A 26,275-nucleotide genomic window follows, 5' to 3' on the forward strand; every position below is an offset into this window, starting at 1 on the left:
AACGGCCTTTTGTCGACTCAAGGATTGAGAGCCATGCTCCGCGCCGCGATCCGGTTTGCCACAGCGCTCGCCTGGGCCAGCCTTCTTGTGGTTGGGATCGCCCTGCCGGCTCACGCCCAGGACAATGTCTGGCGCATCGCCAAGGTCTCCGGCGAGGCCTGGATCGCTGGCGGCGGCGTCGAGCGCGCATCGGCGCGCCAGCAGGCGGAACTCCGTCCCGGCGATTCCATCCAGACCGGGCGCAACGGCCGTGTCCTGCTCGTGCGCGGGGCCGAAAGCATTCTGGTTTCGCCGAACTCCGCGATTGGCGTGCCCGAAGCGGGCCGAGCGGGCATGTCGACAATCATTCAGCAGGCGGGTTCGATTCTTCTCGATGTCGAGAAGCGTAACGTCCAGCATTTCGAGGTCGAGACGCCATATCTGGCGGCGATCGTGAAGGGCACGCGCTTCCGCGTCACCCTTGCGGGCGGCCAGGCGAAGGTCGATGTCACACGCGGTCAGGTCCAGGTCTCGGATTTTCGTTCGGGCCAGTTTGCGCTGGTGCTGCCGGGCCAGAGCGCCCGCGCCTCGTTTGGCCGGGAGTCAGGCTTGCGTCTCTCTGGGCAGGGCGCGCTCGGACGCATCGAGCAGGGCCCGCCGCAGTCCGCGCGCGTTGCCCCGCTTGCTGTACCCGGTGGGGGGCTCCGTCCTCCTGCGGGCGCGGTCCCACTGCTTCAGGGCTCGAATCCTGCCGTCGGCGACCCGTCGCGTGGCGTCAAACCGGCTCCGGTTCTCAACGAGGCCGCGACGCAACGTCGACCGGCCGCGACCGGCGTGACGCGCAGCGCCAATGGCGATCTGCGCATCTCCGCGCCGCTGGGCGAGGTCAAGCTCGACATTCACAAGGTGACGCGCGGCATGGCGCGCGGTGATGCACAGACCGGCAGCCAATCGGGGCGACGCACGACGGTCTGGGGCACTGGCGAAATGAATCCCGGCAACGGCAGCAAGACGAGTGGCGGCAACAGCGGGAGCACACCTGGCGTTGACGGACCGGCTGGCGCCACGGCAACCGGCGGCGCCACGGCAACTGCGGTCGGCAGCCAGGGGGCCGTCCAATCGATTGCCACGCGCAGCAACGGCAACGGTGGCGGCAACGGCAATGCCGGTGGCAACGGTAACGGCAACGCTGGCGGGAATGGAAACGGCAATGCCGGCGGGAACGGCAACGGCAATGCCGGTGGGAACGGAAATGGCAACGCTGGCGGGAATGGCAGCGGCAATGCCGGCGGGAACGGTCACGGAAACGCCGGCGGGAATGGTAACGGCAATGCCGGTGGGAACGGAAACGGCAACGCTGGCGGGAATGGCAACGGCAATGCCGGTGGGAACGGAAACGGCAACGCCGGCGGGAATGGCAACGGCAATGCCGGTGGCAACGGAAATGGCAACGCCGGCGGGAACGGCAACAGCAACGCTGGCGGGAACGGAAACGGCAACGCTGGCGGGAACGGCAATGGCAATGGCAAAAAGAGCTGACGCCCCCGCAGGTCATAGAATGACGTTGGTTATCCCGTGAAGCACTGCCGTCCCCATCTGCTGGTTGCGCTGCTGCTGTCGGTGCTCGTCCTGTCGGGCCTGCACGCTTCGTTGCGCGAGTCCTTGCTGGACGCGCGGTTCAAATGGCTGACGCGGCCGGCCTCCGGCAATATCGTGCTGGTCGAGATCGATCCGCGTTCGATCGATGCGGTTGGGCACTGGCCATGGCCGCGCAGCATGCATGGTCAGTTGCTGCAAAGGCTGGAGAAGGCCGGCGCAACCGACGTGGTGTTCGACGTCGATTTCAGCACGCCCTCGACCTCCGACGAGGACGCTGCCTTTGCGGATGCGCTGCAGGCTGCCGGTGGATCGGTGGTTCTGCCCGCATTTCGCCAGCGCGTTGCCGATCGCGGCGACGGCAAGACACTGCACGTCAATCGGCCTGTCCCACTGCTTGCGCAACACGCATGGCTTGCCCTCGTCAATGTCTTGCCCGATCGGGACGGCGTCATCCGCGGTTTCAATCACGGCGCCAGGATCGACGGCGAATTCATCGCCTCGGTCGGGGGTATGCTCGCCGGCAGGCACGATCAGAGCGCGCCTCCGTTCCGTATCGATTTCGGTATCGAAGCAGCCTCCGTACCAACCGTTTCCTATGTCGACGTCTTGAGCGAGGCTCCGGCAGCTCTCGCCGCGCTGCGAGGCCGAAAGGTCGTCATCTCCGGTACGGCTGCCGAATTGGGCGACCGCTTTACCGTGCCAAATGGCGCGATCATCCCAGGCTCGCTGGTGCAGGTTCTGGCGGCAGAGTCGATCGCGCAAGGGCGCGCATTGACGGTGACATCAGGCGTCTTTTCGCTTGCCGGCGTTGTAGCGTTGATGCTGGCGATGGCGTTTGCCTGGCGACGTGCCCGCTCCGGCCGGCGCGTGCTGGCCCTTGGAGTTCTTGCGCTCGGCGCGGAGGGCGTAGCCTTCGTCGTTCAGGCCCATTACCCGATCGCAATCGACACCTCTCTGATCCTCGCCGGTGCGCTGGCCTATGCGGTCGTGGCCGCGATCGACGAGATCGACCTGCGCGGCCTCCTTCGGCTGAATGCCGAGCGGCGCTTCGAGCGCATCGCCATGTCCCTGAGCGATGGGCTGATCTGCGTCGACCAGCGCGGCCGGATCACGCTGTGGAACCCCGGCGCGAGCTCGATTTTCGGCCATACCGAGCAGGCGGCGCTCGGGCAGCCCTTCGAGTTCCTGCTGGCGCAAGGCCTTGGCAGTCCAGGCGAGGCAAGTTCAGGAGAGCCGGCATTCGTCCTGACCTCGGTGCCGCTCGCCCGCCTGCAGCAGCGCGGCGGGACTGTGATCGAACTCGTCGGCTTGCGGCGTTCGGGCGATCGTTTCGATCTCGAATGCAGCCTGTCCTGCTGGGAAACCGTGACCGGCGTCCAGTATGGCGTGGTGCTGCGCGACATTTCGCAACGCCGGCGCCAGCAGCAGCATATTCGCTACCTCGCCGAATGCGACGTCGTGACCGGCCTGCCCAACCGCAACAGCCTGATCACCCATCTGGAGGCGGCGATGACGCGGCAGCCGGCCGAGGCGATCACGCTGATGCTGGTCGGCGTGAACCGGTTCCAGCAGGTCAACAACCTCCACGGCCATTCCTTCGGCGATGCGCTGGTCGTCGCCGTCGCCGACCGGCTCAGGACGTTCGTCGCACAGCCGAGCCTGATCGCGCGTCTCGGCAGCGATGAATTCGCCATCGTGCTGACTGGCGAAGATGCAACCGGTCCCGAACTGGGCGCGCGCATCACTGCGGATTTCCTGGCCCGCTCCGTGCTCGTCGGCGAGCGCCATCTGCGTGTCGCCGTGGCGGTCGGTCTCGCATCGGCGCGCGATGCGGGCCATGCCGAGATGCTGGTCGGCAACGCCCGCTTTGCGCTCGCCGCCGCCCGGTCGCGGGAGAGCGCCGGCCTCGTCTCCTACGATCCTGCGATGCGCGGCGCGATCGAGCAGCGCGAGGCTCTGGAGACGGAACTCCGTACTGCTTTGGCCTGCAACGAGTTCGAGCTGTTCTACCAGCCACAGATCGACCTGCGCACCGGCGCGGTGGTCGGTGCGGAGGCGCTGATCCGCTGGCGCCATCGCGAGCGCGGCTATGTCTCGCCCGGCGAGTTCATGCCGGTCGTCAACACGACCTCACTGTCGGAAGAGGTCAGCGCCTGGGTTCTCGAGACGGCCTGCCGGCGGGCGGGAGCCTGGCAACGGCGCGGCTACAATGTCCGCGTCGGCGTGAACATGTCGCAGTCGCAATTCGCCAGCGGAGACCTTGTCGCCGATGTCGCGAGGCTGTTGGCCGAGACCGAACTGCGGCCGGAGCTGCTCGAACTCGAGGTCACCGAGGACATCATCCTCGACAACAGCGACAAGACGTTGAGCGTGCTGTCGGAGTTGCGCGCGCTCGGAGTGAAAATCGCCTTCGACGATTTCGGCACCGGCTATGGCAGCCTGACCTACCTCAAGACCTTTCCGCTCGACAAGATCAAGATCGACCAGTCTTTCGTGAAGCGGCTGGAGGCCGGCTCGCAGGACGCAGCCATCGTCGCCGCGACGATCAATCTCGGTCAGGCGCTCGGCCTCTCGGTCATCGCCGAGGGCATAGAGACCGACGCGACCGCCGGCCTGCTGCGTGAAATGGGCTGCGGCGAAGGGCAGGGCTACCTGATCAGCCGGCCGATCCCGGCCAAGCAGTTCGAAGCGAAGTTTCTGCGCAACGAGGTGCGGCTGGTCGCCTAACGGCGCCCGGCTGCAGTCGGGGGCAGGTTTCCACTCTCGCCGTCGCCGTTCTGCCGAACGTGCCTGCGATCAAAGCTCCGATAGATGGCCCCATTGCGGGACGTGGGCGGCGAGCTTGTCGAGCAGCCGGTCGAACTGCCTGCGTTCGGTTGCCGACAGGCAGGCGAGCATGGCCTGTTCGCGAGCCTTCAGCGCTGGAACATAGCGTCCATAGAGCTCGCGCCCGGCCTCCGTCAGGAACAGCAATTGCCGGCGGTTGTCGCTCGCATCGGTCTGGCGGCGGATCAGACCCTTGCGTTCCAGCGCGATGACGGCCCGGCTGACGCCAGCCTTGAGATGGCCGGAGAATTCGCAGAACTCGCTCGCCGTGATGCCGTCGCGAAAATGCAGCGCGAGCAGGATCACGATTTCGGGCCGGGTCAGCCCGAACTCGGTCTCGATCGCACGAAACGAAGGCTCCCGGTAGAAATTCAGGATGTAGCCGATCTTGTAGGCGGTCGGGATTTCCGTGCCGCTCAGGATCGCGCGCAGACCCGTTTCGCCGTCCGGTTCCCGGGGGAGTTCCGCATTCCCGGGTTTCAAAATTGGTCTCATATAAGACTTTTCTCTTGCGGCTTGGATCGGACACTCCTAGCATCACCGGCAATGACAGGACATGGCCATGAAGCCATGCTGCGGGAGGATGTCGATGCAGGATGTCGCGCAGACAGCGCGCCGACCGGACGCGGCCGGTCGCGGCTTCTTTTCCGGCACCGCCAAACGGCCGATCCATGTCGAGCGGATCGCCGCCGCCGGTCAGGCGGCCGCACGGATTCCCGTCGTGATGGTCCATGGCGGCTGCCATACCGGGACCTGTTATCTCGCGACGCCCGACGGACGCCAGGGCTGGGCCGGCCGCTTCGCGCAAGCAGGGCATGACGTCTTCGTCGTCGACTGGCCCGGCCATGGCCGCTCGCCGGCCTGCGATGATCTTCCCGTGCTGCCGACGCTGGAGATCGCGCAGGCGCTGCGCGTGCTGGTGGAGAGCGTCGGTCCTGCGATCCTGCTGGTGCACTCGGCCAGCGGTCCAATGGCTTGGTGGATCGCCGAACAGGCCCCGGCTGCGATCGCCGCCATCATCGGCATTGCTCCCGGCGCGCCGGCAAACATTCTCCCGGTGCTGCCGGAAGACCCCGCCGAGGTCGCGAAACTCAGCCACGATGTCAGTCTCGGCTGCCCGGTCTGCCTGCCCGAGGATCGCCCGGTCACCGTCGGCCGCGATTTCATCCGCGACTTCTGGGCGAATGCGCCGCGCTTTCCGAAGGACAGCCTCGACGCCTATGCGCTCGGCATCGTGCCGGAGAGCGCGAGGCTCTTCAACGAGCGTTTCAACATCGGTGGCCGTGGTCTGCGGATCGGGAACCCCGCCGCGCTGGCGCATCTCCCCATCGTGGTCGTCACCGGCGACCACGACCCGCGTCATCCGCGCGAGATCGACGAGGCGACTGCCCGCTATCTCGGCGCGGAATTCGTCTGGCTGCCTGATCGCGGCATCGCCGGCAACGGGCACATGCCGATGATCGAGAACAACAGCGATGAGATCGCCGCGCTGCTGCTGGCGTGGCTGCGGAGCAAGGGACTTTAGGCAGAGCCGAAACCGGTCGAAGCCGCGGGCAAGCGGCGCGACATATTCCCAAGGGAGGGACCTTATCATGAAAGCCATCGCCTTTTGCAGCGCGTTGCTCGCGCTCGCCTCGACGCCCCTGCGGGCCCAGATCAGCGACGATGTCGTCAGGATCGGCGTGCTGACGGATATGGCCGGCGTCACCGCCGACATCACCGGCAAAGGCTCGGTCATCGCCGCCGAACTCGCGGTCAAGGAGTTCGGCGGCACGGTGCTGGGCAAGCCGGTGCAGGTCATCTTCGCCGACCACCAGCACAAGGCCGATCTCGGCACCACGATCGCGCGACAGTGGATGGACGTCGACAAGGTCGATGCGCTGGTCGACATCCCCAACTCGGCGGTGGCGCTGGCCGTGCAGGCGCTGGCGCGCGACAAGAAGAAGATCGTGATGTATTCCGGCGCCGGCACGACGGCGCTGACCAACGAGCAGTGCTCGCCCTACGGCTTCCACTGGACCTATGACACTTACGCTGTCTCGCACGGCACGGCCTCGGCCGTAGTCAAGGCCGGCGGCACGTCGTGGTTCATACTCGCCTCCGACTATGCCTTCGGCCATCAGTTGCAGAAGGACGCCACGGACGTGGTCGAGGCCAATGGCGGCAAGGTCGTCGGCGCGGTCCGGCACCCGCTCAACAATCCCGACTTCTCGTCCTTCCTGCTGCGCGCGCAGGCCTCCGGCGCCAAGGTCATCGGCATCGCCAACGCCGGAAACGACACCGTCAACGCGATCAAGCAGGCCGGCGAGTTCGGCCTCGTCGAGCAGGGCCAGAGCCTGGCGGCGCTGATCTTCTTTCTCCAGGACGTCCACAGCCTCGGTCTCAAGGCGACGCAGGGCACCTATCTGACGACGGCGTCCTACTGGGATCTCGACGAGCCCTCCCGCGCCTGGTCGAAGCAGTTCATGGAGCGGGCCGGCATGATGCCCTCGATGCTGCATGCCGGCGTCTACGGCGCGGTGCTGCACTATCTCAAGGCTGTGCAGCAGGCCGGCACCGACGATTCCGACAAGGTCGCCGCGGCGATGAAGTCGATGCCGATCAACGACGCCTTCACGAAGGATGCGAAAATCCGGGCCGATGGTCGCGTGCTGCGCGAGATGTATCTCGCCCGCGTCAAGAAGCCGGCGGAGTCCAAAGGCCCCTGGGACTATTTCGAGATCGTCCGCAAGATCGCGCCGGAGGAGACCGTCTGGCCGCTATCCGAAACGAAATGCGCGGCCGCCAAACCCTGAAACAGGTCGCGCGCAGCCGAAAGCCGGTTTCGCAGCCGATCCGGGCGGGCTAGCGTCGGCGTTCCGGCAGTACGATTCCGCCGGAATGCCGATCAGGGCCGGAGCGGGGCGCATTGAACAACCGGCAGATCGAAATCTTCGCGGCGGTGATGAAGTCCGGCACCGTCTCGCGGGCCGCCGAACTGCTCGGCGTCACCCAGCCCGGCGTCAGCCGCATGATTGCCGATCTCGAGCGTTCGCTCGGCTTCTCGCTGTTCGACCGGGTCCGCAACCGCATCATCCCGACGCCCGAGGGCCGGATCTTCTATGCTCAGGTCGAGGCGAGCTTTCGCGGCATGGACACGCTGCGCGCCACGGCCGCGCGCATCCGTGACCATGGCACCGGCCAGATCAGGGTCGGCTCGCTCTCCGCCCTGGGCTCGTCGCTGGTGCCGAAGGCGGTCCGGCGGTTTCGCGACAAACGGCCCGACACGGCGGTAACGCTGATGGTGCTGCCCTCCCGCGATGTGCGCGACGGTGTGGCGGCCGGCGAGTTCGACCTTGGGCTGGCCGCCGACGAGGTCGATCTCAGTGGGCTCGTCCACCAGCCCTTCGTGTCGCCCCGCGCCTCCTGTGCCATTCCGATCGGACATCCTCTGGCGGAGCGGGAGATCATCACGCCGCATGATCTTTCCGGTGTGGACTTCGTCGCCTACGTGCCCGAGGACCGCGCGAAAAAGCGCCTCGACCTCATCATCTCCGAGGCGGGCGCTGTGCCGCCGCAGGTCGTCGTCGAGACGATCTATGCCGCCACGGTGTTCGCGCTCGTTGCGGAGGGCGTGGGGGTAGGTTTGATTAGCCCTTATGCGATTTCCGGGTTCGACCTCTCCAGGATCGTTCTTCGGCCGTTCGAGCCGGCAGTTCACAGCAAAAGCGTCCTGCTATTGCCCTCTGACCGGCCGAAATCGCAGCTCGTGCGCGATTTCATCGACTGTCTGATGGCGGAGCGTTGAGCTTCCTGCGCCAGACCATAACCTCTGGGCATGGAACGATCACCAAAGCCTGATTGTGCGTTGCGCTATCGACAATAGCCTTTGGTCGTGCGTGACGAGCGATCACTGGTGTCAAGCCATGGTCGCTCGCCCGAGCCAAAGGGGATCGACCATGACCGTCACACGCCGCCTTGCCGTCCTCGCCATCTCCATGGTCGCGGCCCTCGCCGCTACTCCGTCACTCGCGCAGCCGAAGCTCGACCTCTCCGGCAAGACCATCACCATTGGAATTCACAACCGCGCGCCCTGGGGCTGGCGCGACAAAGCCGGAGAGGTCGTCGGCTATCATCCCGATCTCGTGCGGGCGGCATTGGCGCCGCTCGGCGTCAAGAAGATCGAGTTCACGGTGGCCGATTTCGGCGCGCTGATCCCCGGCCTGCTCGCCGATCGTTTCGACATCATTGCGTCTGGCGTCGCGATCACACCGGCGCGCTGCCAGCAGGTCCTGTTCGGCGAGCCCGACCTGTCGGCCGGCGACGGGTTGCTCGTGGTCAAGGGCAACCCGCACAAGCTGCACAGCTATGAGGACATCGTCAGGAACCCGGCCGTGAAGCTCGGCGGCGGGCGCGGCACGGAGAACGCCAAGAGCGCGCTCGCCGCCGGCGTGCCGGAGGACCGGCTCCTGCTCTTCCCCAACAACGAGGCAGTGGTGAGCGCCATGCTGGCGGGACGCGTCGACGCCGCGACCCTCTCGGCGCCGAGCGTGGCGGGCCTGATGGAGGGGCCCGGCATGAACGGGATCGAGCGCGCGCTGCCCTTCAAGGGCTACGTCAAGCCCGGCGGACAGGAATACATGATGGCGACCGCCGTCGTCTTCGCGCCCAAGGACCAGGCACTGCGCGACGCCTATAATAGCCAACTCGCCAAACTGAAGGCTGACGGCACGATGAGGACGATCATGACGAAATACGGCTTCACCGAAGCCGAGATGCCGCCGCAGGCCTCGACGGCGCAACTCTGCGCGCCAAAGAGCTGAGCAGCGGCCCCGCCCGGAGAACCCGACGATGAGTTTCGCCGAGGTGCTGTCGGGCATCTTCGAGGGCTTCCGCATCACCGCCGCGGTGACGGTGCTGGGCATGCTCTATGCCGTGCCTTTCGCCTTCCTCGCCGGCGTCACCCAGTACAGCGCCCGCGGATGGGTCCATGCCGCGATCACCGCGATCATCGAATTCTGGCGCTCCTCGCCGGTCATCATCCTGCTCTACGCTTTCTACTACACGCTGCCGGGCTTCGGCCTGCGGCTGTCGGGGCTGACGGTCGGCGCGATGGTGCTCGGGCTCAACATCGGCGCCTATGGCAGCCAGGCGGTGCGCGCGGCCCTGCAGGCGCTCGATCGCGGACAGGCCGAGGCCGGGCGCTCGCTTGGTCTGCGACGCGCGCAGATCCTCGTCCTGATCGAGCTGCCGCAGGCGCTGCTTGCGATGATGCCGACCTTCATCAACCAGTTCATCCAGCTGGTGAAGGGCACCGCGCTGGTTTCGCTCATCACGCTCAGCGACATGACCTTCCGCGCCAAGGAGATCGCCCAGCTCAACTACGACCCCGTGAAGGTCTACACCGGCCTGCTCGTGGCCTATTTCGTCATCTGCTACCCGGCGACGGTGGTCGGGCGCTGGCTGGAACGCAAGGTCGGCGCCGGACGGAAGCTGGTCCATGACGTTTGACGCGGGCTTTGCGCTATCGCTGCTTCAGCCGATCGGGAAATCGCTTGGCACGACGCTGTCCGTGACGCTGCTGTCCTGCCTGTTTGCGGCGCTGCTCGGCTTCGCGCTGGAGATCACCCGGCGCTCCAGCGTGCCGATGCGCTACGCGATGCGCTTCGTCATCGACTTCATCCGCTCGACGCCTGTACTCGTGCAGCTCTATTTTCTGTACTATGTGCTGCCGGTCTACGGCATCAAACTGCCCGCTCTCGTCGTCGGAGTTGCGGCGCTCAGCATCTACTATTGCGGCTACCTCGCCGAGGTCTTCAAGGCCGGCATCGACGGTATCGCGCGCGGGCAGTTCGAGGCCGCCAAGGCGCTAGGGCTGGGACGGCTCCAGACGGTAGCGCTTGTCGTCGCGCCGCAGATGCTGCGCAACATCGCGGCGCCGATGGGCAGCTATTTCATCTCGATCTTCAAGTCGACGCCCTATCTGGCTGTGATCGCGGTGCCTGAATCCTTCGGCTCGGCGCTCGACATCGCCTCCGACACATTCCGCTACGCCGAGCCCATGGCTGTCGTCGGCGCGATCTTCCTGTCGATCGCGGTCGCCTTCTCCTGGCTCATCCGCCGGCTCGAAGTCCGTCTCGCGCTTTCGGCGCAACGCTAGCCTCGACACTCCTGCCATTCGCCCAAAACGAGACCTACCATGGACGCCGATCTGATCGCGAAACTGACGCAGTGGCGTCGCCACCTTCATGCGCATCCGGAATTGTCCGGGCACGAGACCGGCACGGCGGCCTTCGTGCAGGAGAAGCTCGCCGCGCTGGGCATTCCGTTCGTGGCGGGCGTCGGTGGCGCCGGCATCGTGGCGACGCTGTCGCGGCCGGGCTCCAGCCGGACGGTCGGCCTGCGGGCGGACATGGATGCGCTCCCGATCAACGAAGCCAATGATGTCGGTTATGCCTCGATCCGGCCCGGCGTCATGCATGCCTGCGGGCATGACGGGCACACGGTCGCGCTGCTGGGGGCGGCCGAGCTGCTGACGCGCGACGAGAGCTGGAAGGGGCAGATCCAGTTCGTCTTCCAGCCGGCGGAGGAAAACGGCGCCGGCGCGAAGGCGATGATCGCCGACGGGCTCTTCGAGCGCTTCCCGATGGAGCGGATTTTCGCCTTCCATAACTGGCCGGGCATCGAAGCCGGCACGGTTGCGGTCCATGACGGGCCGGTGATGGCGGCGGGCGGCCGCTGGACCGTGACCTTGCACGGCCTCGCCGGCCATGCCGCGATCCCGCATCTGACGCGCGATCCGATCGTGGCCGCCGCCAATCTGATCATGGGGTTGCAGACGATCGTCGCGCGCAATGTCGATCCGGTCGATGCCGTCGTGCTCTCGATCGGCCAGATCCAGGGCGGCGTCGTCAGCAACCAGATTCCCGAAAGCGTCACGCTCGTCGGCACGCTGCGGACCTATCGCCCGGAGGTTCGCGAGGCCGTGATCAGGCGCATGGAAAGCCTGATCGCCGGAACCTGCGAAGCCTACGGCATGCGCGCGGATGTCGAGATCCTCTCGACCGGCCGCCCGATCATCAATTCGGCTGCGGAGGCGGCCCTTTCCGTGAAAGCCGGGCAGGCCGTCGGCGCGCCTGTCCGGCGCGATGTCCGGCCAAGCACCACGGGCGACGATTTCTCCTTCCTGATCAGGGAGCGCCCCGGCGCCTATGTCTGGATCGGCAATGGCCCCGCCGCTCCCGAGGGCGAACTTCACAACGCGCGCTACGACTTCAACGACGCGATCCTGCCGGTCGCCGTCGGCTGGATGAGCGAGGTCGCCCGGCTCGCCCTCTCCGATGCCGCCTGAGCCATAACCGGAAGGCATCGCCCGATGCCATCAGCCTGATTGCCGTCTTTCGTCAAACGCTTACGCCATGTTTCGCCAATGCGCCTGGTCCCACGAAAGGGATGTCTCCATGCACGACCTCACCCGCTGCGTTCATCACCCGGCCGTCAACGAGGATGGCTATGCCAGCCTGGCCGTCCCGACCCATCGCGCCTCGACCATCGTCTACAAGGACGCTGCAAGCTTCGCGGCGCGAAAATACCGCGGCTTCGACGGCTACACTTATGGCCTGCACGGCACGCCGACGACGCGGACGCTGGAGGCGCAGCTTACCGCGCTGCATGGCGGCGTCCGCACCGTGCTCGTGCCCTCGGGCCAGGCCGCCGTGACGATCGTGATGCTTTCGGTGCTGATGCCGGGCGATAAGGTCTTGATCCCCGACCATGTCTACCCGCCGGTCCGCAGCTTCTGCGCCGACTATCTCGAACCGCGCGGCATCGCCTACGGCGTCTATGATCCGCTGATAGGGGCCGGCATCGCCGACCTCATCGACGACGCGACGAAGCTGGTCTGGGTCGAGTCGCCCGGTTCCGGCACCATGGAGGTGCAGGACGTGCCGGCGATCGTGAAGGCCGCCAAGGCCAAGGGCGTGCTCGTCGGCTGCGACAACACCTGGGCGACGCCGCTGATCTTCAAGCCGCTGGCCCATGGCGCCGATTTCGCCTGCGAGGCCCTGACCAAATATGTCGGCGGCCATTCCGACCTGCTGCTCGGCTCGATTACGGTCGCTGACATGGGTCTGCGCCAGAAGCTCAAGGAGATCCTGCGCGGCTTCGGCGTCGGCGTCTCGCCCGACGAGTGCCAGCTTGCCTTGCGCGGCATCGAGACGATGGGCCTGCGCATCGCCCATATGGGCAAGATCTCCGAGGACTTCGCCAAACGCCTGACGCACTCGCCGGCGGTCGAGACCGTGCTGCATCCGGCGCTGCCGTCCTGCCCCGGCCATGAATTCTGGAAGCGCGACATGGGCCGCTCGTCGGCCGTGTTCAGCGTCGTGCTGAAGCCGGTCGCCGAGGAGACGCTCGAAGCCGCGCTGACGGCGCTCAGGATCTTCGCGATCGGAGCCTCCTGGGGCGGTACGCGCAGCCTGATCGCGCCGATGGCTGTCGAGGGCGACCGCACGGTCAATCCCTGGGCGCACAAGGGCACGGTGCTGCGCATCAGCATCGGGCTGGAGGACGTCGATGACCTCTGGAACGATCTCGATGGATTGCTGATCGCGCTTGAACAGAGGCCGGTCGCCAAGATCGCCTGAGACAACGGGACCGAAACGAGACCGACGCGACGGGGCAGCCCGCCGCGATGGGAGAGCTTTGCCTGACGACACCCAAAACAGAAAAGGGGACCACGATGAAACGATGGATTCTTGCACTCGCCGCGCTGACAACGATAGCCGCCCCGGCAGCGGCTCAGACCAGCGGCACGCTCGCCAAGATCAGGGAACGCGGCCACGTCATCTGCGGCACCAGCCCGGGCGTGGCAGGCTTCTCGATCCAGGATGCGGTCGGCCGCTGGAACGGCTTCGACATCGACATCTGCCGGGCCTTGGCGGTCGCCATCTTCGACGATCAGGACAAGGCCAAATTCGTGCCGTTGACCTCGAAGGACCGGCTGATCGCCTTGCAGGGTGGTGAGATCGATGTGCTGCCGCGCACCACCACCTGGACGCTGTCGCGCAATCTCGGACAGGGCGTCACCTTCACCGCCGTCAACTACTATGACGGCCAGGGCTTCATGGTGGCGAGGAAGCTCGGCGTCGCCAGCGCGACCAGGCTCGACGGCGCCTCGGTCTGCGTCGCGCAGGGCACGACCAGCGAACTCAACCTCGCCGATTTCTACCGCCGCCAGAAGATGAAATACGAGGTCGCCGCGTTTGGAACCTCCGAGGAGGCGCTCAAGGCCTATGAGTCCGGGCGCTGCGACGCCTACACCACCGACATCTCGGCCCTGTCGGCGGTGAAGTTGAAGCTCCAGGACCCCGAGGCCCACATCATCCTGCCGGAGGTGATCTCCAAGGAGCCGCTCGGCCCCTGGGTCCGCACCGGCGACGAGGGCTGGTTCAATCTGGTTCGCTGGACGGTGCTGGCGCTTATCAATGCCGAGGAACTGGGCGTCACGCAGGCCAATGTCCGCGAGATGGTCAAATCGACCAATCCCGAAATCCGCCGCTTCCTCGGGCAGGACGGCAAGTTCGGCGAGGCGATGGGCGTCAGCAACGACTGGGTCGTGCGGGTCGTCGCCACGGTCGGCAATTACGGCGAGTCCTTCGAGCGCTATCTGGGCGCGCAGTCGCGTCTCAAGTTGTCGCGCGGCCCCAATGCGCTCTGGACCAATGGCGGCCTGCAATACAGCCCGCCGTTTAGATGAGATGCCGCGGATGAGATGTCGCCGATGCGGGAGCTGTAAGCCGGCTTCCGTATCGGCGTGCGTGGCATCCTGCATTTATGGGGAGCCTTCCAGCAGAGCGAGCCGAATCGTCGGTTGACAATAGTGTTACGTTATACTGTAACAAATTATCTGCCGCCCACGATCCGGATGTCCAATGTCTCCCTGCCTGCGCCATACCGACCGCCACGCTCCGGCTGAGTGCCGCCGCATCGCCGGCCATCCGCATCTCGCAAGATTCCATATTGCGCTGCCGTTGCGGACATGCTCCCTTTGAGGGGTCGGTTCCCGAGAGGGATCAAAAGGGAATCCGGTGAACGCTTGCAGAAGCGTGAATCCGGAGCTGCCCCCGCAACTGTTAGCGGCGAGCGACGTTCGATCAAGCCACTGGGTTCGCCCGGGAAGGCCGAACGAAGCCTCGACCCGCGAGCCAGGAGACCTGCCGACGTCGTGAAGCATATCAACCGGGCGGGGTGCCCCGGAAGGAGCTCTGATGACGGTCGCTCTCCTGCGCGGGTCTCACGCGCACCAAGAACCGAACGGCGCCAAGGCACCGGCCGCCACCCGTCCGCGGGAGGCCGGTGACGGATGTCGAATGCTGCATCGTTAGCGTCGGAGGCGTCGCCGCGCCCGGGTGCGAATTTCGATCTCAAGGACGAAATCCGCGCCTATTGGTCCAAACGCGCCGAAACCTTCGATCTTTCATATGGCCACAGGATCAGGACGCTGGCCGAGCTCGACGCCTGGTCGCGGCTGATTGCCGGGCATGCCGTGATCTCGGCTAGCGACCGCGTGCTGGAGCTCGCCTCGGGCACCGGCGAGATCACGCGCGTGCTGCTGGGCTTCGGTTCCAGCGTCGATGCGATCGATCTCTGCGAGCCGATGATCGCCCGCGCCAGGGCCAAGCATGCAGGCGCCCGCGTGCGCTTCCATCTCGGCGACGCCGAAAACACCATGATGCCCGACGGCCGATACGACGTGGTCGTCTGCCGCCATCTCGTCTGGACGCTGGTCGATCCTGAGCGCGCTCTGGCGGACTGGCTGCGCGTGCTGAAACCCGGCGGCGCGCTCGTCATCGTCGACGGCGACTGGGTCAATCGCTCGCGCAGGGCGGTGCTGCTGCAGCGACTGTCGAAATGGCTCGACCGGCTGACGGGCGCCGCCGTGCCTTGGGACGAGGATACGCACCGGCGCATCATGCGCGGCGTCTTCTTTCGTGACGGGCTGAGCGTGCCTGCGCTGGCGGCGATGGTCCACAGCATCGGCTTCGAGCGCTTGCAGACCGGCCCACTGACCGGGATCAAGCGCCGCCAGTTCGCATCGGCCTCGTGGAGCGAGCGGCTGCGGCTGTTCGCGGCCCACGACCACACCTTCATCCTTTCGGCTCGCAAGCCGCTCTGATCGCTTCAACCGGAGATAATGTCATGATGCCCTGGGCTCTTTCGCGCCGTCTCTTCCTTGCCGGCGCCTGCCTTCTGCCGCTCGCCGCCATGCCGGCCAGCGCCCAGCAGGGCGAGCCGGTCCTGCGCGTCGTCGCGCCCTGGGAATACACCTCGAACGATCCCGCCGACACTGGCTTCGTTCTGGCCCGCATGGGCGTGGCCGAGACGCTGGTTCAGGTCGAGCCGGAGGGTCAGCTCGTCGGCGGCGTCGCCGAGGGCTGGAGCCTGTCGGACGACAAGCTGACCTGGCGCTTCAGGCTGCGCGGCGGGGCGACCTTCCATGACGGGACGCCGGTGACGGCCCACGCCGTGGCCGCCAGCCTGAAGCAGGCTTTCATCGGCGAGAGCATGGCATCCGTGCCGCTCGACTCCGTCGCGGTCGACGGGGCCGACGTGCTGATCAGGACCAAGACCCCGTTCGGCGCGCTGCCGGCCTTTCTCTGCGACTACGCCTCGATCGTGCTTGCCCCATCGGCTTACGCCCCGGACGGCAAGGTCGTGAAGATCGTCGCGACCGGCCCCTATCGGCTGGTTTCGGTCGACGGCAAGACGACGCTCGATCTGGAGCGCTTCGAGGGCTACGCCCGCGCCAGGCCCGCCATCGCCAAGGTGCGCTATACAGCGGTGGTCAACGGCGACACCCGCGCCAACATCGCGATCGCGGGGGACGCCGACCTCGTCTACACGCTGGCGCCGACCGCGACGCCGCGCATCAATGCGGCCGGCCAGATGAAGGTCGAGAGCGTCACCATCCCCCGCATCCGCGCGCTGTTCTTCGATACGGGCCTGCCGCAATTCGCCGATGTCCGGGTCCGCCGCGCTATCGCTTTTGCCGTCGACCGCGACGGCATCGCCAGGGCGATCCTGCGCCATCCCGAATCGAGCGCCTCGCAGCTCCTGCCGCCGATCCTCTCGGGCTGGCACCGCCGCGACCTGCCGGCGCTCAGTCATGATGTGCCCGCCGCCCGCAAGCTTCTCGACGAGGCCGGCTGGCAACCCGGGGCGGACGGAATCCGCACAAAGGACGGCGTCCGGCTCGCCGCCAAGCTTCTGACGCTGGCCAACCGGCCGGAGTTGCCGGTCATGGCCGCGGCAATCCAGGCGCAGCTGCGCCTGATCGGGATCGACGTCACGATCGAGGTCGGCCCCGGCAACAGCGTGCCGGCCGCGATCAAGGACGGCACCATGCAGATGACGCTGGTCTCGCGCACCTATGTCAACGTGCCCGAGCCGATCGCGACGATCATCCCCGACTTCACCCGTGAGCGTTCGACCTGGGCCGTCGTGCGCTGGGACGGCCGCGACCGGATGAAGACGCTGACGGATGCCTATATCGCGAGCTTCGACGACGCCCGGAAGGACCAGTTGCGCGGTGAGATCGTACACCTGCTGCATGACCAGATGCCGGTCGTGCCGGTGTCCTGGACCGAGCACACCGTCGCCGTCTCCGGCCGGCTGCGCGGCGTCACGATCGATCCCTACGAGATGCGCTATCTGGTCGAGCGGATGGCCTTCAAGTGATCGCGCTCCTCGGCCCGCGTCTGGCGCAGGCGGCTCTGACCGCCTGGCTGCTGGCGAGCCTGTGCTTCGCCTTCGTCCATGCGCTGCCGGGCGACACGGCGCTGCGCATCGCCTCGGCGCGCGTCGGCGAGGAGCGGATCACGGCCGAGACGATCGATCGCATCCGGCGCGAGGAGGGGCTGGACCGGCCGCTGCTCACGCAATACGGCGCCTGGATGGCGCGCCTCGCGACCGGCGATCTCGGCCATTCGCTGGTCTCGCGCAAGCCGGTCTGGCAGGAGATCGCCTATCACGGCCGCTTCACGCTGGGTTTGGGCGCGCTCGGCTGGCTTTTGTCCTATCTGATCGCCCTGCCGCTCGGCATTGCCTGCGGCGTCAGCCCCGGCGGCCGGCTCGACCGCGCGACCAATGCGGCCGCCGTCGCGCTCGCATCGATGCCGAGCTTCCTCGTCGGCATCGGTCTGATCTCGATCTTCGCGCTCAGCCTGCGCTGGCTGCCGCCGGCCGGCTTCCGCACGGCCTCGCACATGGTCCTGCCGGCGCTGACATTGGCGTTGGGCCTGGCCGCCTTCTCAGTCAGGATCATCCGCAACGCGGTCGTCGAGGTCCAAAGCGCCTTCTACATGACATTTGCCCGGATCAGGGGACGGTCCGCCGCGCAGGCCTTCCTGCATCACGGCGTGCGCAACGCCGCGATCCCGGTCGCGACTTTCGCCGCGCTGCAATTCGCCTATGTCGTCGACGGCTTCGTCGTGGTCGAGACCCTGTTCAATTACCCAGGCCTCGGCGAAATCCTGGTCAAGGCGCTGATCGCGCGCGACGTGCCCATGATCATGGGCACGGGGCTCGTGGTCGGACTGATGTATGCGGCGGTCAATCTGCTGGCCGATCTCGCCTGCCTCGGGCTCGACCCGACCCATCTTGCACGGCGCGCCGCATGAGCCTTGCTCTCGGCCGCCCGCGCCATCTGCCGTCGCCGCATCTGGTTGTGCCGCTCTCGCTGCTCGGCAGCGTCGCCGCGCTTGTGCTGCTTGGCCCGCTCCTGCTCGGGCAGGATCCGACGGCGCAGGATCTGCTGCGAACGCTGGACGGGCCTGGCCGCGAGCATCTCCTGGGCACCGACCATCTCGGCCGCGACGTTGCGGCGAGGCTCGTCCATGGCGGCGCGCGCTCGCTTGGTATCGCCATCGCCTGTGTCGTGGTCGCCACCGGGACCGGCCTTACGCTTGGCCTCGTTGCCGCCTATGCCGGGCGCTGGGCCGACAGCGCGATCATGCGGCTGGCCGATCTGATGCTGGCCTTTCCCGGCATCCTGCTGGCGCTGCTGATCTCCGGCTTTCTCGGTGGCGGCATCCTGCCCATGTTGATCGGCATCAAGCTGGCGCTCTGGCCGCAATTTGCCCGGATGGCGCGGGCCATCGCGATCGGCGAACTGGCCCAGCCCCATGTCGAGGCGGCCCATCTCGCAGGCTTTCCCGCCAGCACCATCCTGATGCGGCATGTCATGCCGGCGGTGATGCGCCAGATCACGACATTGGCGACGCTCGGGCTCGGCGCGGCGATCATGTCGATCTCGGCACTCGGGTTTCTTGGGCTCGGCCTGCAGCCGCCGACGCCGGAATGGGGCGCGATGATCAGCGAGACGCTGCCTTATATCGCGGAGGCGCCGGTGCAGATGGCGGCGCCCTGTCTGGCGATCTTCATATCCGTACTGGGTGCGACGCTACTCGGCCAGGCGCTGTCGGAAGGTGCGGCTGTGGCGGAGGGGACATGACGGCCGCAGCGGCGCTGGCGATCTCCGGCCTGACCATCCGCGACCGGACCGGCGTCGCGCTGGTCGCCGACCTCGACCTGGAGGTGGCGGTCGGCAACGCGCTCGTGCTGATCGGCGAGACCGGCAGCGGCAAAAGCCTGATCGCACAGGCGGTGATGGGGTTGCTGCCGCCCGGCTTCACGGCGCAGGGCACGATCGCGATCAACGGCCATGATCCGGTCGACGCCAGCCAGCCTGGGCTGCTGCGCCTGTTCTGGTCGCGCGAGACCATGCTGCTGCCGCAGGAGCCGCGCGCGGCGCTCGACCCGACGATGCGGATCGGCCGCCAGCTCGGCGGAGACGGCCGCGCGGCGGGCATGCCGGTTGCGTCCGCGCTGTCGGCGGTCGATCTTCCCGCCGATGTCGCGCTGATCTATCCGGCGATGCTCTCGGGCGGGATGGCGCAGCGCGTGCTCGTGGCGTCGGCGCTGGTCGGCCGCGCGCCGCTCCTGATTGCCGACGAGCCGACCAAGGGGCTGGATGCCGCCAGGCTCGGCCAGACGACCGCGCTGCTCGTCTCGCTGCTTTCGGCAGGGCGCAGCCTGCTGGTCATCACCCACGACATCGCGCTGGCGCGCGCGCTTGGCGGCACGGTCGCGGTCCTGCGCGACGGCGGCGTCGTCGAGCGCGGACCAGGCGCGGAGGTCTTCGCCGCGCCGCGCCATCCCTATACCCGCGCCTGGCTCGACGCCGACCCGGCTGGTTGGCGCTCGTCCCTGCGCTGTTGCGACGTGGACCCGCCGGTGCTGGAGGCCAAGGGCCTGCGCTTCGGGTTTCGCAACCGGCCGGCGCTGTTTTCCGATATCGACATCCACCTCCCGCCCGGCAGCGTTCTCGGCGTGACCGGCCCCAGCGGCTGCGGCAAGACCACGCTCGGCAACGTGCTGCTCGGCCTGCTGCCGCCCACAGTCGGCAGCGTCTCCTGGCAGGGAGTGAATCCTTATCGCGACCGGGCCGGCGCGGGACGGCTCAGGCGTCGCTACCAGAAGCTCCACCAGGATCCCGCCAGCATGTTCCTGCCGGGCCGCCCGCTCGCGCGCCAATTCGCCGATCTGGCGGAGGTCGTGCCCGCGCTCGTGCTCGGCCGGGACCTGCCGCCGCTGCTCGCGCGCCTGAGGCTGGACGAGAAACTTTTGTCGCGGCTGCCCGCGGAAATCTCCGGCGGCGAAGCGCAGCGCCTCGCGCTGGCGCGAATCCTCCTGATGAAGCCGGCGCTGATCGTCGCCGACGAGCCGACCTCGCGGCTCGATCCGCTGGTCCAGCGCGAGACGATTCACTTGCTGCGCGAAATCGTCGCCAGCGAGCGGCTCGGTCTGGTGCTGGTCAGCCATGACCGCGCTTTGCTGGCCGCCACCGCCGACGAAGTGATCGGGTTCGACCCGCCCCTGTGAGCACCGCAGACGATCGCGGCTGGCGACGACCTTCATGTGAAAATCATTCAAAACGCCGCTATTGCAGGGTATTTTTTCGCTCTCGGCGCTCAGGCAGCGTTCGGTTCCCAGTCCGCGACCTCGACGGCCAGCAGGGCGGCCGCCTCGACGATCGGGCGGACCGGCATCGTCACATAGGACGCCGTGAAATTCATCGGGTTTGGGATCCAGTCGCAATTGAGGGCGACGAGCTCGCCGGAATCGAGGAAGCGCTGGACCAGCGGGGACGGGAGGGTTGCGATCCCCAGCCCGTCCAGCGCCATGTTGAGGCACGCTGCGAGATTGCTCGACGAAACCGGACGGCTGAGGCGGCTGTTACGCTTGAAGTAATCGACGACCTCGGCATAGGGCCGCGTATTCTTCGCATGGGTCAGGATCGGGAAGCGTGCCAGATCGTCGGCGCTGGCGGGGTCGGGCAGGGCAGCCGCGAAGCGGGGCGCGGCGACCCAGAGCAGCGACACCGTTCCAAGCGGAAGATTGGCGACCGAGAGATCCGAGACCGGGCCGTTGAGAAAGGCCACGTCGAGCGTGCGGTCGAGCAGATTGCGCTGGAGGTTGAAGGTCAGATCGACGCTGAGTTCGACCACGACCTGCGGAAAGCGCCGCGCCATCTCGCGCAGGAAGCGATGCAGCCAGGTCTGCGCCACGGTCTCGGCGACGCCGAGCCTGAGGATAGACTGGCGCGCCGTGGCGTCGCCGGCCTGAAGCAGGGCCTCGACCGCCTCGAGCGCTCGTGCGGCGAGCGGGAGCACCGTCTTGCCCTGTTCGGTGAGCACGACGGACCCGGCATCGCGCTCGAACAGGCGCAGGTTCAGGACGGCCTCAAGCGCCGCTATGCGCGCTGAAATATTCGGCTGCGTCGTGCTCATCTGTTCCGCGACGCGGCGAAAGTTCCTCAGCGAAGCCAGCCAGACAAAGGTTTCGATCTGCTTCAGCGTGATCTGCAAGGCGATCTCCCGCAGGCCTGTCGGTCGCTCCGCAATCGCCGGTCCGGCGAGGACGCAAGCTTCAATGGTAGGATAGATATTTTCTATCTTATGAAGACAATCAAATAATTAGACGTGATCCTCGATTGCGGCCATCCTTTTGCATGGTCGGAAGGGCGCAAAGCGTCGGCCGCGTCGTTGCGGGATATCGAAAAGGCAGAGTTTCGTGAGCGGCATTGCGTCATCCAAAGGCAATCTCGGCGCCGATATCGGCGGCACCTTCACGGATGTCGTGCTGGAGATCGGCGGCGGGAGTTTCTCCGCCAAGGTGCTGACCACCTATGATGCGCCAGAGCGCGCCATCATCGAGGGCATGCACCGCGTCTGCGCCAAGGCGGGCRTCTCGCCGGCCGCGATCGGGCGGATCATCCACGGCACGACGCTCGCGACCAACGCACTGATCGAACGCCGTGGCGCCAGGACCGCGCTGATCACGACGGAAGGTTTTCGTGACGTGATCGAGATGCGCACCGAAAGCCGGTTCGAGCAGTACGACCTCAACCTGACGCTGCCTTTGCCGCTTCTGCCGCGCAACCGGCGCTACACGCTGCGCGAGCGCATCGGAGCCAGCGGCAAGACGCTGATCCCGCTGGTCCGCGAGGATGTCGTGGTGCTGGCGGAGAAGGTCGCGGAAGCAGGCTATGAGAGCGTCGCGGTCGGGCTGATCCATTCCTATCTCGACCCGAGGCATGAACGGCTCGTCCGCGAGGTGCTGCTGGAGAAGATACCCGGTCTCGCGGTCTCGATCTCGTCGGAGGTCTCGCCGCAGATGCGCGAATATGAGCGCTTCAACACGGTGGTGGCGAACGCCTACGTCAAGCCGATGATGAAGCGCTATCTCGCCAGCCTCGCCGCGAAACTGAGCGACGAAGGCGCCGATTGCCCGATCTTCCTGATGCATTCGGGCGGCGGCATCATGTCGCTCGAGGGCGCGGCGGAGTTTCCGGTTCGTTTGGTGGAATCGGGACCGGCGGGCGGTGCGATCTACGCCGCCGACGTCGCGGCGCGCTTCGGCCTCGACAAGGTGCTCTCCTTCGACATGGGCGGGACGACAGCCAAGATCTGCCTGATCAAGAACCAGACGCCAAAGACGAGTCGGGTTTTCGAGGTGGCGCGCAGCTACCGCTTCAAGAAGGGCTCGGGCATGCCGATCTCGATCCCGGTCATCGACATGGTCGAGATCGGTGCGGGCGGCGGCTCGCTAGCCCAGGTCGATTCGATGCGCCAGATCAGGGTCGGACCCGAGAGCGCCGGTTCCGAGCCCGGCCCGGCCTGTTACGGACGCGGCGGCGCGCGGCCAGCCGTAACTGACGCCGACCTGCTGCTCGGCAAGCTCGACCCTGCCAGTTTCGCCGGGGGCAGCATGGTATTGGACGTCGTCGCCTCGCGCGGGGCCGTGAAGGCGTCGATCGGCGACAAGCTCGGGATGAGCGACGAGACCGCGGCCTTCGGCATCGTCGAGGTCGTCGACGAGAACATGGCCAATGCAGCCCGCGTCCACGCGGTGGAGAACGGCGAGGATTTATCCGGCTACACCATGATCGCGTTTGGCGGCGCGGCTCCGCTCCATGCCGGGCGGCTCTGCGAAAAACTCGGCATCGAACGCATGCTGGTGCCGCCCGGCGCCGGCGTCGGCTCTGCTATCGGTTTTCTGCGCGCGCCGTTCTCATTCGAGGCGACCCGCAGCGTCTATATGCGGCTGAAGGATTTCGACGCCGCGACGGTGCGTGGCCTGCTGGCCGAGCTCGAAAGCGAGGCCACGAGCTTCGTGCGCTCCTGCGACGCGCAGGCCTCGCTTGGCGTCGAGACCAGGGTCTATATGCGCTATGTCGGCCAGGGCTGGGAAATCCCGATCGACGTGAGCCATGCCGAGCCGACGATCGAAGCTTATCGCGCGCTGTTCGAGGCTGAATACGCCAAGCTGTTCTCCCGCACCGTGCAGGGGCTGGATATCGAGATCACTGTCTGGGCGGTGAATGCGAGCACGGCGAAGGCGGCACCCACAAGGGCCGCGCCGCTGGGCGCGCTGACCCCGCGGACGACCGATGCGCATCGCGACATCTTCGATCCCGCGCTCGGGATGCGGGTCACCGCCGGCCTGTTCCAGCGCGCGGATATCGGCGTCGGCCGGGTCGTGGCGGGTCCCTGCGTCATCGTCGAGGACGAAACCACGATCATCGTGCCGGCCGGCTCGTCGGCGACCTGCCGCAGCGATGGCTGCATCGAGATCTTCAAGCATGGCGCCAAGCCAGCACAGGCGCGCCTGGCCGAGATGGCGGAGGCCTGAGCCATGACACAGCTGTCCACCGTTTCGCTGCAGGTGATGTGGAACCGCCTGATCTCGATCGTCGAGGAGCAGGCGCAGGCCCTGATCCGCACGGCGTTCTCGACCTCGGTGCGCGAGGCCGGCGATCTTTCGGCAGGCGTCTACAACCAGTCAGGGCTGATGCTGGCGCAGGCCGTCACCGGCACGCCCGGCCACGTCAACGCCATGGCCGACGCGGTCGCGCATTTCATCCGCGAAATCGGGCCAGACAACATCCTCGAAGGCGACATCTACATCACCAACGACCCCTGGATGGGCACGGGCCATCTGCACGACATCACGGTGGTGACGCCGTCCTTCCACAACGGCCGGCATGTCGGCTTCTTCGCCTGCACGGCCCATGTCGTCGATATCGGCGGACGTGGCTTCGGGGCGGACGCCAACTCGGTCTACGAGGAAGGCCTCTATATCCCGATCATGAAGTTCGCGGACCGGGGCAAGGTCGATCAGCCTTTCGTCAGGCTGGTGCGCGGCAATATCCGCGAGCCCGACCAGGTTGTCGGCGACATCTTCGCGCTCGCGACCTGCAACGATGTCGGGCATCGCCGGCTGATCGGCATGCTCGACGAATTCTCGCTCGACGGGCTGGAAGAGGTCGGTGATTTCATCCTCGAGAATTCGCGCCGGGCAACGCTGGAGAAGATAGCGGCTCTGACGCCGGGCGAGGCCGAGGGCGCGATGCTCAGCGACGGCTTCGCCACGCCGATCGGACTCAGGGTCAAGGTCACGATTCGCGCTGAGGAGGTCTGCGTCGATTTCACGGGCTCCTCGGGCGTCGATCCCAAGGGCATCAACTGCCCGATGGTCTATTCCAAGGCCTATGCCTGCTATGCTCTGAAATGTGCGATCGCGCCCGAGATTCCCAACAACGCGGCGTCGCTGGCGCCCTTCGTCATCACCGCCCCGGACAACACCATCGTCAACGCACTGCACCCGGCCCCGGTCGCGCTACGTCATGTCGTCGGTCATCTCATCCCCGATACGGTCTACAACGCGCTCGACAAACTTTTGCCCACAACCGTGCCGGCCGAGGGCGCGGGCCCGCTCTGCAACTTCCAGGCGTCGCTGCGCCCGGCCTCTGAAGCCGCGCGGCTCGCTGGGGCACGGCGTGCCGAGGTGCTGATGTTCAACTGTGGTGGCTCGGGCGCGCGCCCCAGCCTCGACGGCATGAACACGACCGCTTTCCCTTCCGGCGTCATGACCATGCCGATCGAGGCGACTGAGCATGCCGGGCCGATCATCATCTGGCGCAAGGAACTGCGGCCCGATTCCGGCGGGGCAGGGCGGTTTCGCGGCGGTCTCGGCCAGTTCATGGAGGTCGGCGCGGTCGAGGGCCATGTCTTCGACATCTCCGCGATGTTCGACCGCGTGAAGCATGCGCCGCGCGGACGGCTCGGGGGCAGTGACGGCGGTGCAACCGAAATTAGCCTCGACGACGGCACGGCGATGGCCGGCAAGGGCCGACAGGCGGTGCCCGAGGGCCGCAAGGTCATGCTGTCGCTGCCGGGCGGCGCGGGATACGGTCCGGCTGGCGAGCGCGACCGCGCGCAGGTGCTGCGTGATCTCGCACTGGGCTATGTCTCGGCCAGCGCGGCAAAGGCGGCTTATGGCGTCAGCGATGCCGAGATCGCGGCGGTCGAAGCCGGCCTGAAGCGCGGCGAATTGCCTGCTGCCGGATGACGACGTGCCGCTGAGAGCAACCGAAACGACGATCCCTTTCGTCGCCGCGCCGATACGGTGCGGCGGCCAGCCTTATGACGCGACGAGGACTTTATGCCGCTCTACGACCGTATCCTGATCACCGGCGCGGCCGGCCGTCTCGGCTCGCAGCTTCGCACCGGCCTCGCGCCGCTGGCGAAGATCATCCGCGTCGCCGATCGCGCGCCGCTGGGCGAACGCGCCGCTCATGAGGAGCATGCGATCTTCGATCTTTCGGACATGGAGGCGACGATTGCGGCCACCGAGGGCTGCGACGCCATCGTCCATTTCGGCGGCGCACCGACCGAGACGCATTGGCAGACCATCCTCGACGCCAGCATCCGAGGCTCCTACCACATCTATGAAGGCGCCCGGAAACACGGCGTCAAACGCGTCGTCTACGCCTCATCGGTCCATGCAATCGGCTTCCACGAGATCGGGTCGCAGATTTCGGTCGACGCGCCGGTCCGGCCCGACTGTCTCTACGGCGTTGGCAAGACCTTCGTCGAAAGCCTGAGCCGACTCTACTGGGACAAGCATGGCATCGAGACGGCGTGCCTGCGCATCTTCTCGTCCTTTCCCGAGCCGGTCGACCGGCGGATGCTCTGGTCCTATCTCTCCTTCGCCGATTGCGTGCGCCTCGTCGAAGCCGCGCTGACGGCTCCTTTCGTCGGCTACACCATCAGCTTCGGCACCTCGGACAACACGGTGAAGGCGGTCGACAACAGTGGCGCGAACCATCTCGGCTACCACCCGCAGGACTCATCCGAGCCGTTCCGCGCCAGGGTCGAGGCGGCTGTGCCGGCGCTTGATCCCAAATCTCCGGCAGGGCGCTATCTGGGTGGCAAGTTCTGCGAGATGGCCCATCCGGATGATTGAAGCGAAGGTCTGAGCTTCGCCG

21 protein-coding genes and 1 riboswitch are annotated in these 26,275 nt (G+C 66.7%); of the genes, 19 read left to right on the forward strand and 2 right to left on the reverse strand.

The window, feature by feature from the left end; genetic code table 11:
• Positions 1 to 33: 33 nt before the first annotated feature.
• Together AC1DZY_RS11245 and AC1DZY_RS11250 are read left to right on the forward strand one after the other, a co-directional pair.
• Positions 34 to 1,518, forward strand: a complete 1,485-nt coding sequence (locus tag AC1DZY_RS11245; RefSeq protein WP_476820200.1) for a FecR domain-containing protein — start codon at positions 34 to 36, stop codon at positions 1,516 to 1,518.
• Between the two features lie 36 nt (positions 1,519 to 1,554).
• The gene (locus tag AC1DZY_RS11250; protein WP_476820201.1) at positions 1,555 to 4,305 is read left to right on the forward strand and encodes an EAL domain-containing protein; all 2,751 of its coding nucleotides are present in this window, start codon (positions 1,555 to 1,557) and stop codon (positions 4,303 to 4,305) included.
• Positions 4,306 to 4,374: 69 nt separating this feature from the next.
• Here the strand turns inward: AC1DZY_RS11250 and AC1DZY_RS11255 are convergent, their stop codons facing one another.
• The gene (locus tag AC1DZY_RS11255) at positions 4,375 to 4,887 is read right to left on the reverse strand and encodes a MarR family winged helix-turn-helix transcriptional regulator (protein WP_476820202.1); all 513 of its coding nucleotides are present in this window, start codon (positions 4,885 to 4,887) and stop codon (positions 4,375 to 4,377) included.
• 106 nt (positions 4,888 to 4,993) lie between these two features.
• On the opposite strand from AC1DZY_RS11255, the gene AC1DZY_RS11260 reads away from it, so the two are divergent.
• From AC1DZY_RS11260 to AC1DZY_RS11325, 14 genes are all read left to right on the forward strand, one after another.
• A complete protein-coding gene (locus tag AC1DZY_RS11260; RefSeq protein WP_476820203.1) occupies positions 4,994 to 5,929 on the forward strand; it encodes an alpha/beta fold hydrolase in 936 nt (311 codons plus the stop codon).
• A gap of 67 nt (positions 5,930 to 5,996) precedes the next feature.
• Entirely contained in the window at positions 5,997 to 7,199 is a 1,203-nt protein-coding gene (locus tag AC1DZY_RS11265) for an ABC transporter substrate-binding protein (protein WP_476820204.1), read from the forward strand.
• Between the two features lie 113 nt (positions 7,200 to 7,312).
• A complete protein-coding gene (locus AC1DZY_RS11270; RefSeq protein ID WP_476820205.1) occupies positions 7,313 to 8,191 on the forward strand; it encodes a LysR substrate-binding domain-containing protein in 879 nt (292 codons plus the stop codon).
• Between the two features lie 151 nt (positions 8,192 to 8,342).
• Positions 8,343 to 9,206, forward strand: coding sequence for an ectoine/hydroxyectoine ABC transporter substrate-binding protein EhuB (gene ehuB, locus AC1DZY_RS11275; RefSeq protein ID WP_476820206.1), 864 nt, complete (start codon positions 8,343 to 8,345; stop codon positions 9,204 to 9,206).
• A 28-nt stretch (positions 9,207 to 9,234) separates the two neighbouring features.
• A complete protein-coding gene (locus AC1DZY_RS11280; protein WP_476820207.1) occupies positions 9,235 to 9,894 on the forward strand; it encodes an amino acid ABC transporter permease in 660 nt (219 codons plus the stop codon).
• Positions 9,884 to 10,543 carry an amino acid ABC transporter permease gene (locus tag AC1DZY_RS11285; RefSeq protein ID WP_476820208.1) on the forward strand — a complete coding sequence of 220 codons (660 nt, stop codon included), beginning with the start codon at positions 9,884 to 9,886 and terminating at the stop codon, positions 10,541 to 10,543. Before AC1DZY_RS11280 ends, AC1DZY_RS11285 begins: the two co-directional genes overlap by 11 nt.
• 39 nt (positions 10,544 to 10,582) lie before the next feature.
• Positions 10,583 to 11,734: an amidohydrolase gene (locus AC1DZY_RS11290; RefSeq protein ID WP_476820209.1), complete on the forward strand. Its 1,152-nt coding sequence runs from the start codon at positions 10,583 to 10,585 to the stop codon at positions 11,732 to 11,734.
• A gap of 109 nt (positions 11,735 to 11,843) precedes the next feature.
• Positions 11,844 to 13,028, forward strand: a complete 1,185-nt coding sequence (gene metC, locus AC1DZY_RS11295) for a cystathionine beta-lyase (RefSeq protein WP_476820210.1) — start codon at positions 11,844 to 11,846, stop codon at positions 13,026 to 13,028.
• Positions 13,029 to 13,123: 95 nt separating this feature from the next.
• Positions 13,124 to 14,140 carry an amino acid ABC transporter substrate-binding protein gene (locus AC1DZY_RS11300; RefSeq protein ID WP_476820211.1) on the forward strand — a complete coding sequence of 339 codons (1,017 nt, stop codon included), beginning with the start codon at positions 13,124 to 13,126 and terminating at the stop codon, positions 14,138 to 14,140.
• Positions 14,141 to 14,423: 283 nt separating this feature from the next.
• Positions 14,424 to 14,619: riboswitch (cobalamin riboswitch) on the forward strand.
• 127 nt (positions 14,620 to 14,746) lie between these two features.
• Positions 14,747 to 15,559 carry a class I SAM-dependent methyltransferase gene (locus tag AC1DZY_RS11305; RefSeq protein WP_476820212.1) on the forward strand — a complete coding sequence of 271 codons (813 nt, stop codon included), beginning with the start codon at positions 14,747 to 14,749 and terminating at the stop codon, positions 15,557 to 15,559.
• Between the two features lie 23 nt (positions 15,560 to 15,582).
• Positions 15,583 to 17,121 carry an ABC transporter substrate-binding protein gene (locus AC1DZY_RS11310; protein ID WP_476820213.1) on the forward strand — a complete coding sequence of 513 codons (1,539 nt, stop codon included), beginning with the start codon at positions 15,583 to 15,585 and terminating at the stop codon, positions 17,119 to 17,121.
• Positions 17,118 to 18,062: an ABC transporter permease gene (locus AC1DZY_RS11315; RefSeq protein ID WP_476820214.1), complete on the forward strand. Its 945-nt coding sequence runs from the start codon at positions 17,118 to 17,120 to the stop codon at positions 18,060 to 18,062. The genes AC1DZY_RS11310 and AC1DZY_RS11315 overlap by 4 nt, the downstream gene beginning before the upstream one ends.
• Positions 18,059 to 18,895, forward strand: coding sequence for an ABC transporter permease (locus AC1DZY_RS11320; RefSeq protein ID WP_476820215.1), 837 nt, complete (start codon positions 18,059 to 18,061; stop codon positions 18,893 to 18,895). Before AC1DZY_RS11315 ends, AC1DZY_RS11320 begins: the two co-directional genes overlap by 4 nt.
• Complete coding sequence (locus tag AC1DZY_RS11325) at positions 18,892 to 20,325, forward strand: ABC transporter ATP-binding protein (protein WP_476820216.1); 1,434 nt, start codon at positions 18,892 to 18,894, stop codon at positions 20,323 to 20,325. Before AC1DZY_RS11320 ends, AC1DZY_RS11325 begins: the two co-directional genes overlap by 4 nt.
• A gap of 89 nt (positions 20,326 to 20,414) precedes the next feature.
• Here the strand turns inward: AC1DZY_RS11325 and AC1DZY_RS11330 are convergent, their stop codons facing one another.
• Positions 20,415 to 21,311, reverse strand: coding sequence for a LysR family transcriptional regulator (locus AC1DZY_RS11330; RefSeq protein WP_476820217.1), 897 nt, complete (start codon positions 21,309 to 21,311; stop codon positions 20,415 to 20,417).
• 214 nt (positions 21,312 to 21,525) lie between these two features.
• Here AC1DZY_RS11330 and AC1DZY_RS11335 point away from each other — a divergent pair, with 214 nt between their 5' ends.
• The 3 genes from AC1DZY_RS11335 (at position 21,526) to AC1DZY_RS11345 (ending at position 26,253) form a co-directional block, all read left to right on the forward strand.
• Complete coding sequence (locus AC1DZY_RS11335) at positions 21,526 to 23,637, forward strand: hydantoinase/oxoprolinase family protein (protein ID WP_476820298.1); 2,112 nt, start codon at positions 21,526 to 21,528, stop codon at positions 23,635 to 23,637.
• Positions 23,638 to 23,640: 3 nt separating this feature from the next.
• Positions 23,641 to 25,356 carry a hydantoinase B/oxoprolinase family protein gene (locus tag AC1DZY_RS11340; protein WP_476820218.1) on the forward strand — a complete coding sequence of 572 codons (1,716 nt, stop codon included), beginning with the start codon at positions 23,641 to 23,643 and terminating at the stop codon, positions 25,354 to 25,356.
• 93 nt (positions 25,357 to 25,449) lie between these two features.
• Positions 25,450 to 26,253 carry an NAD-dependent epimerase/dehydratase family protein gene (locus AC1DZY_RS11345; protein WP_476820219.1) on the forward strand — a complete coding sequence of 268 codons (804 nt, stop codon included), beginning with the start codon at positions 25,450 to 25,452 and terminating at the stop codon, positions 26,251 to 26,253.
• Positions 26,254 to 26,275: the final 22 nt, after the last annotated feature.

The sequence above is a fragment of the Allobosea sp. P2_A10 genome, from assembly GCF_056405115.1.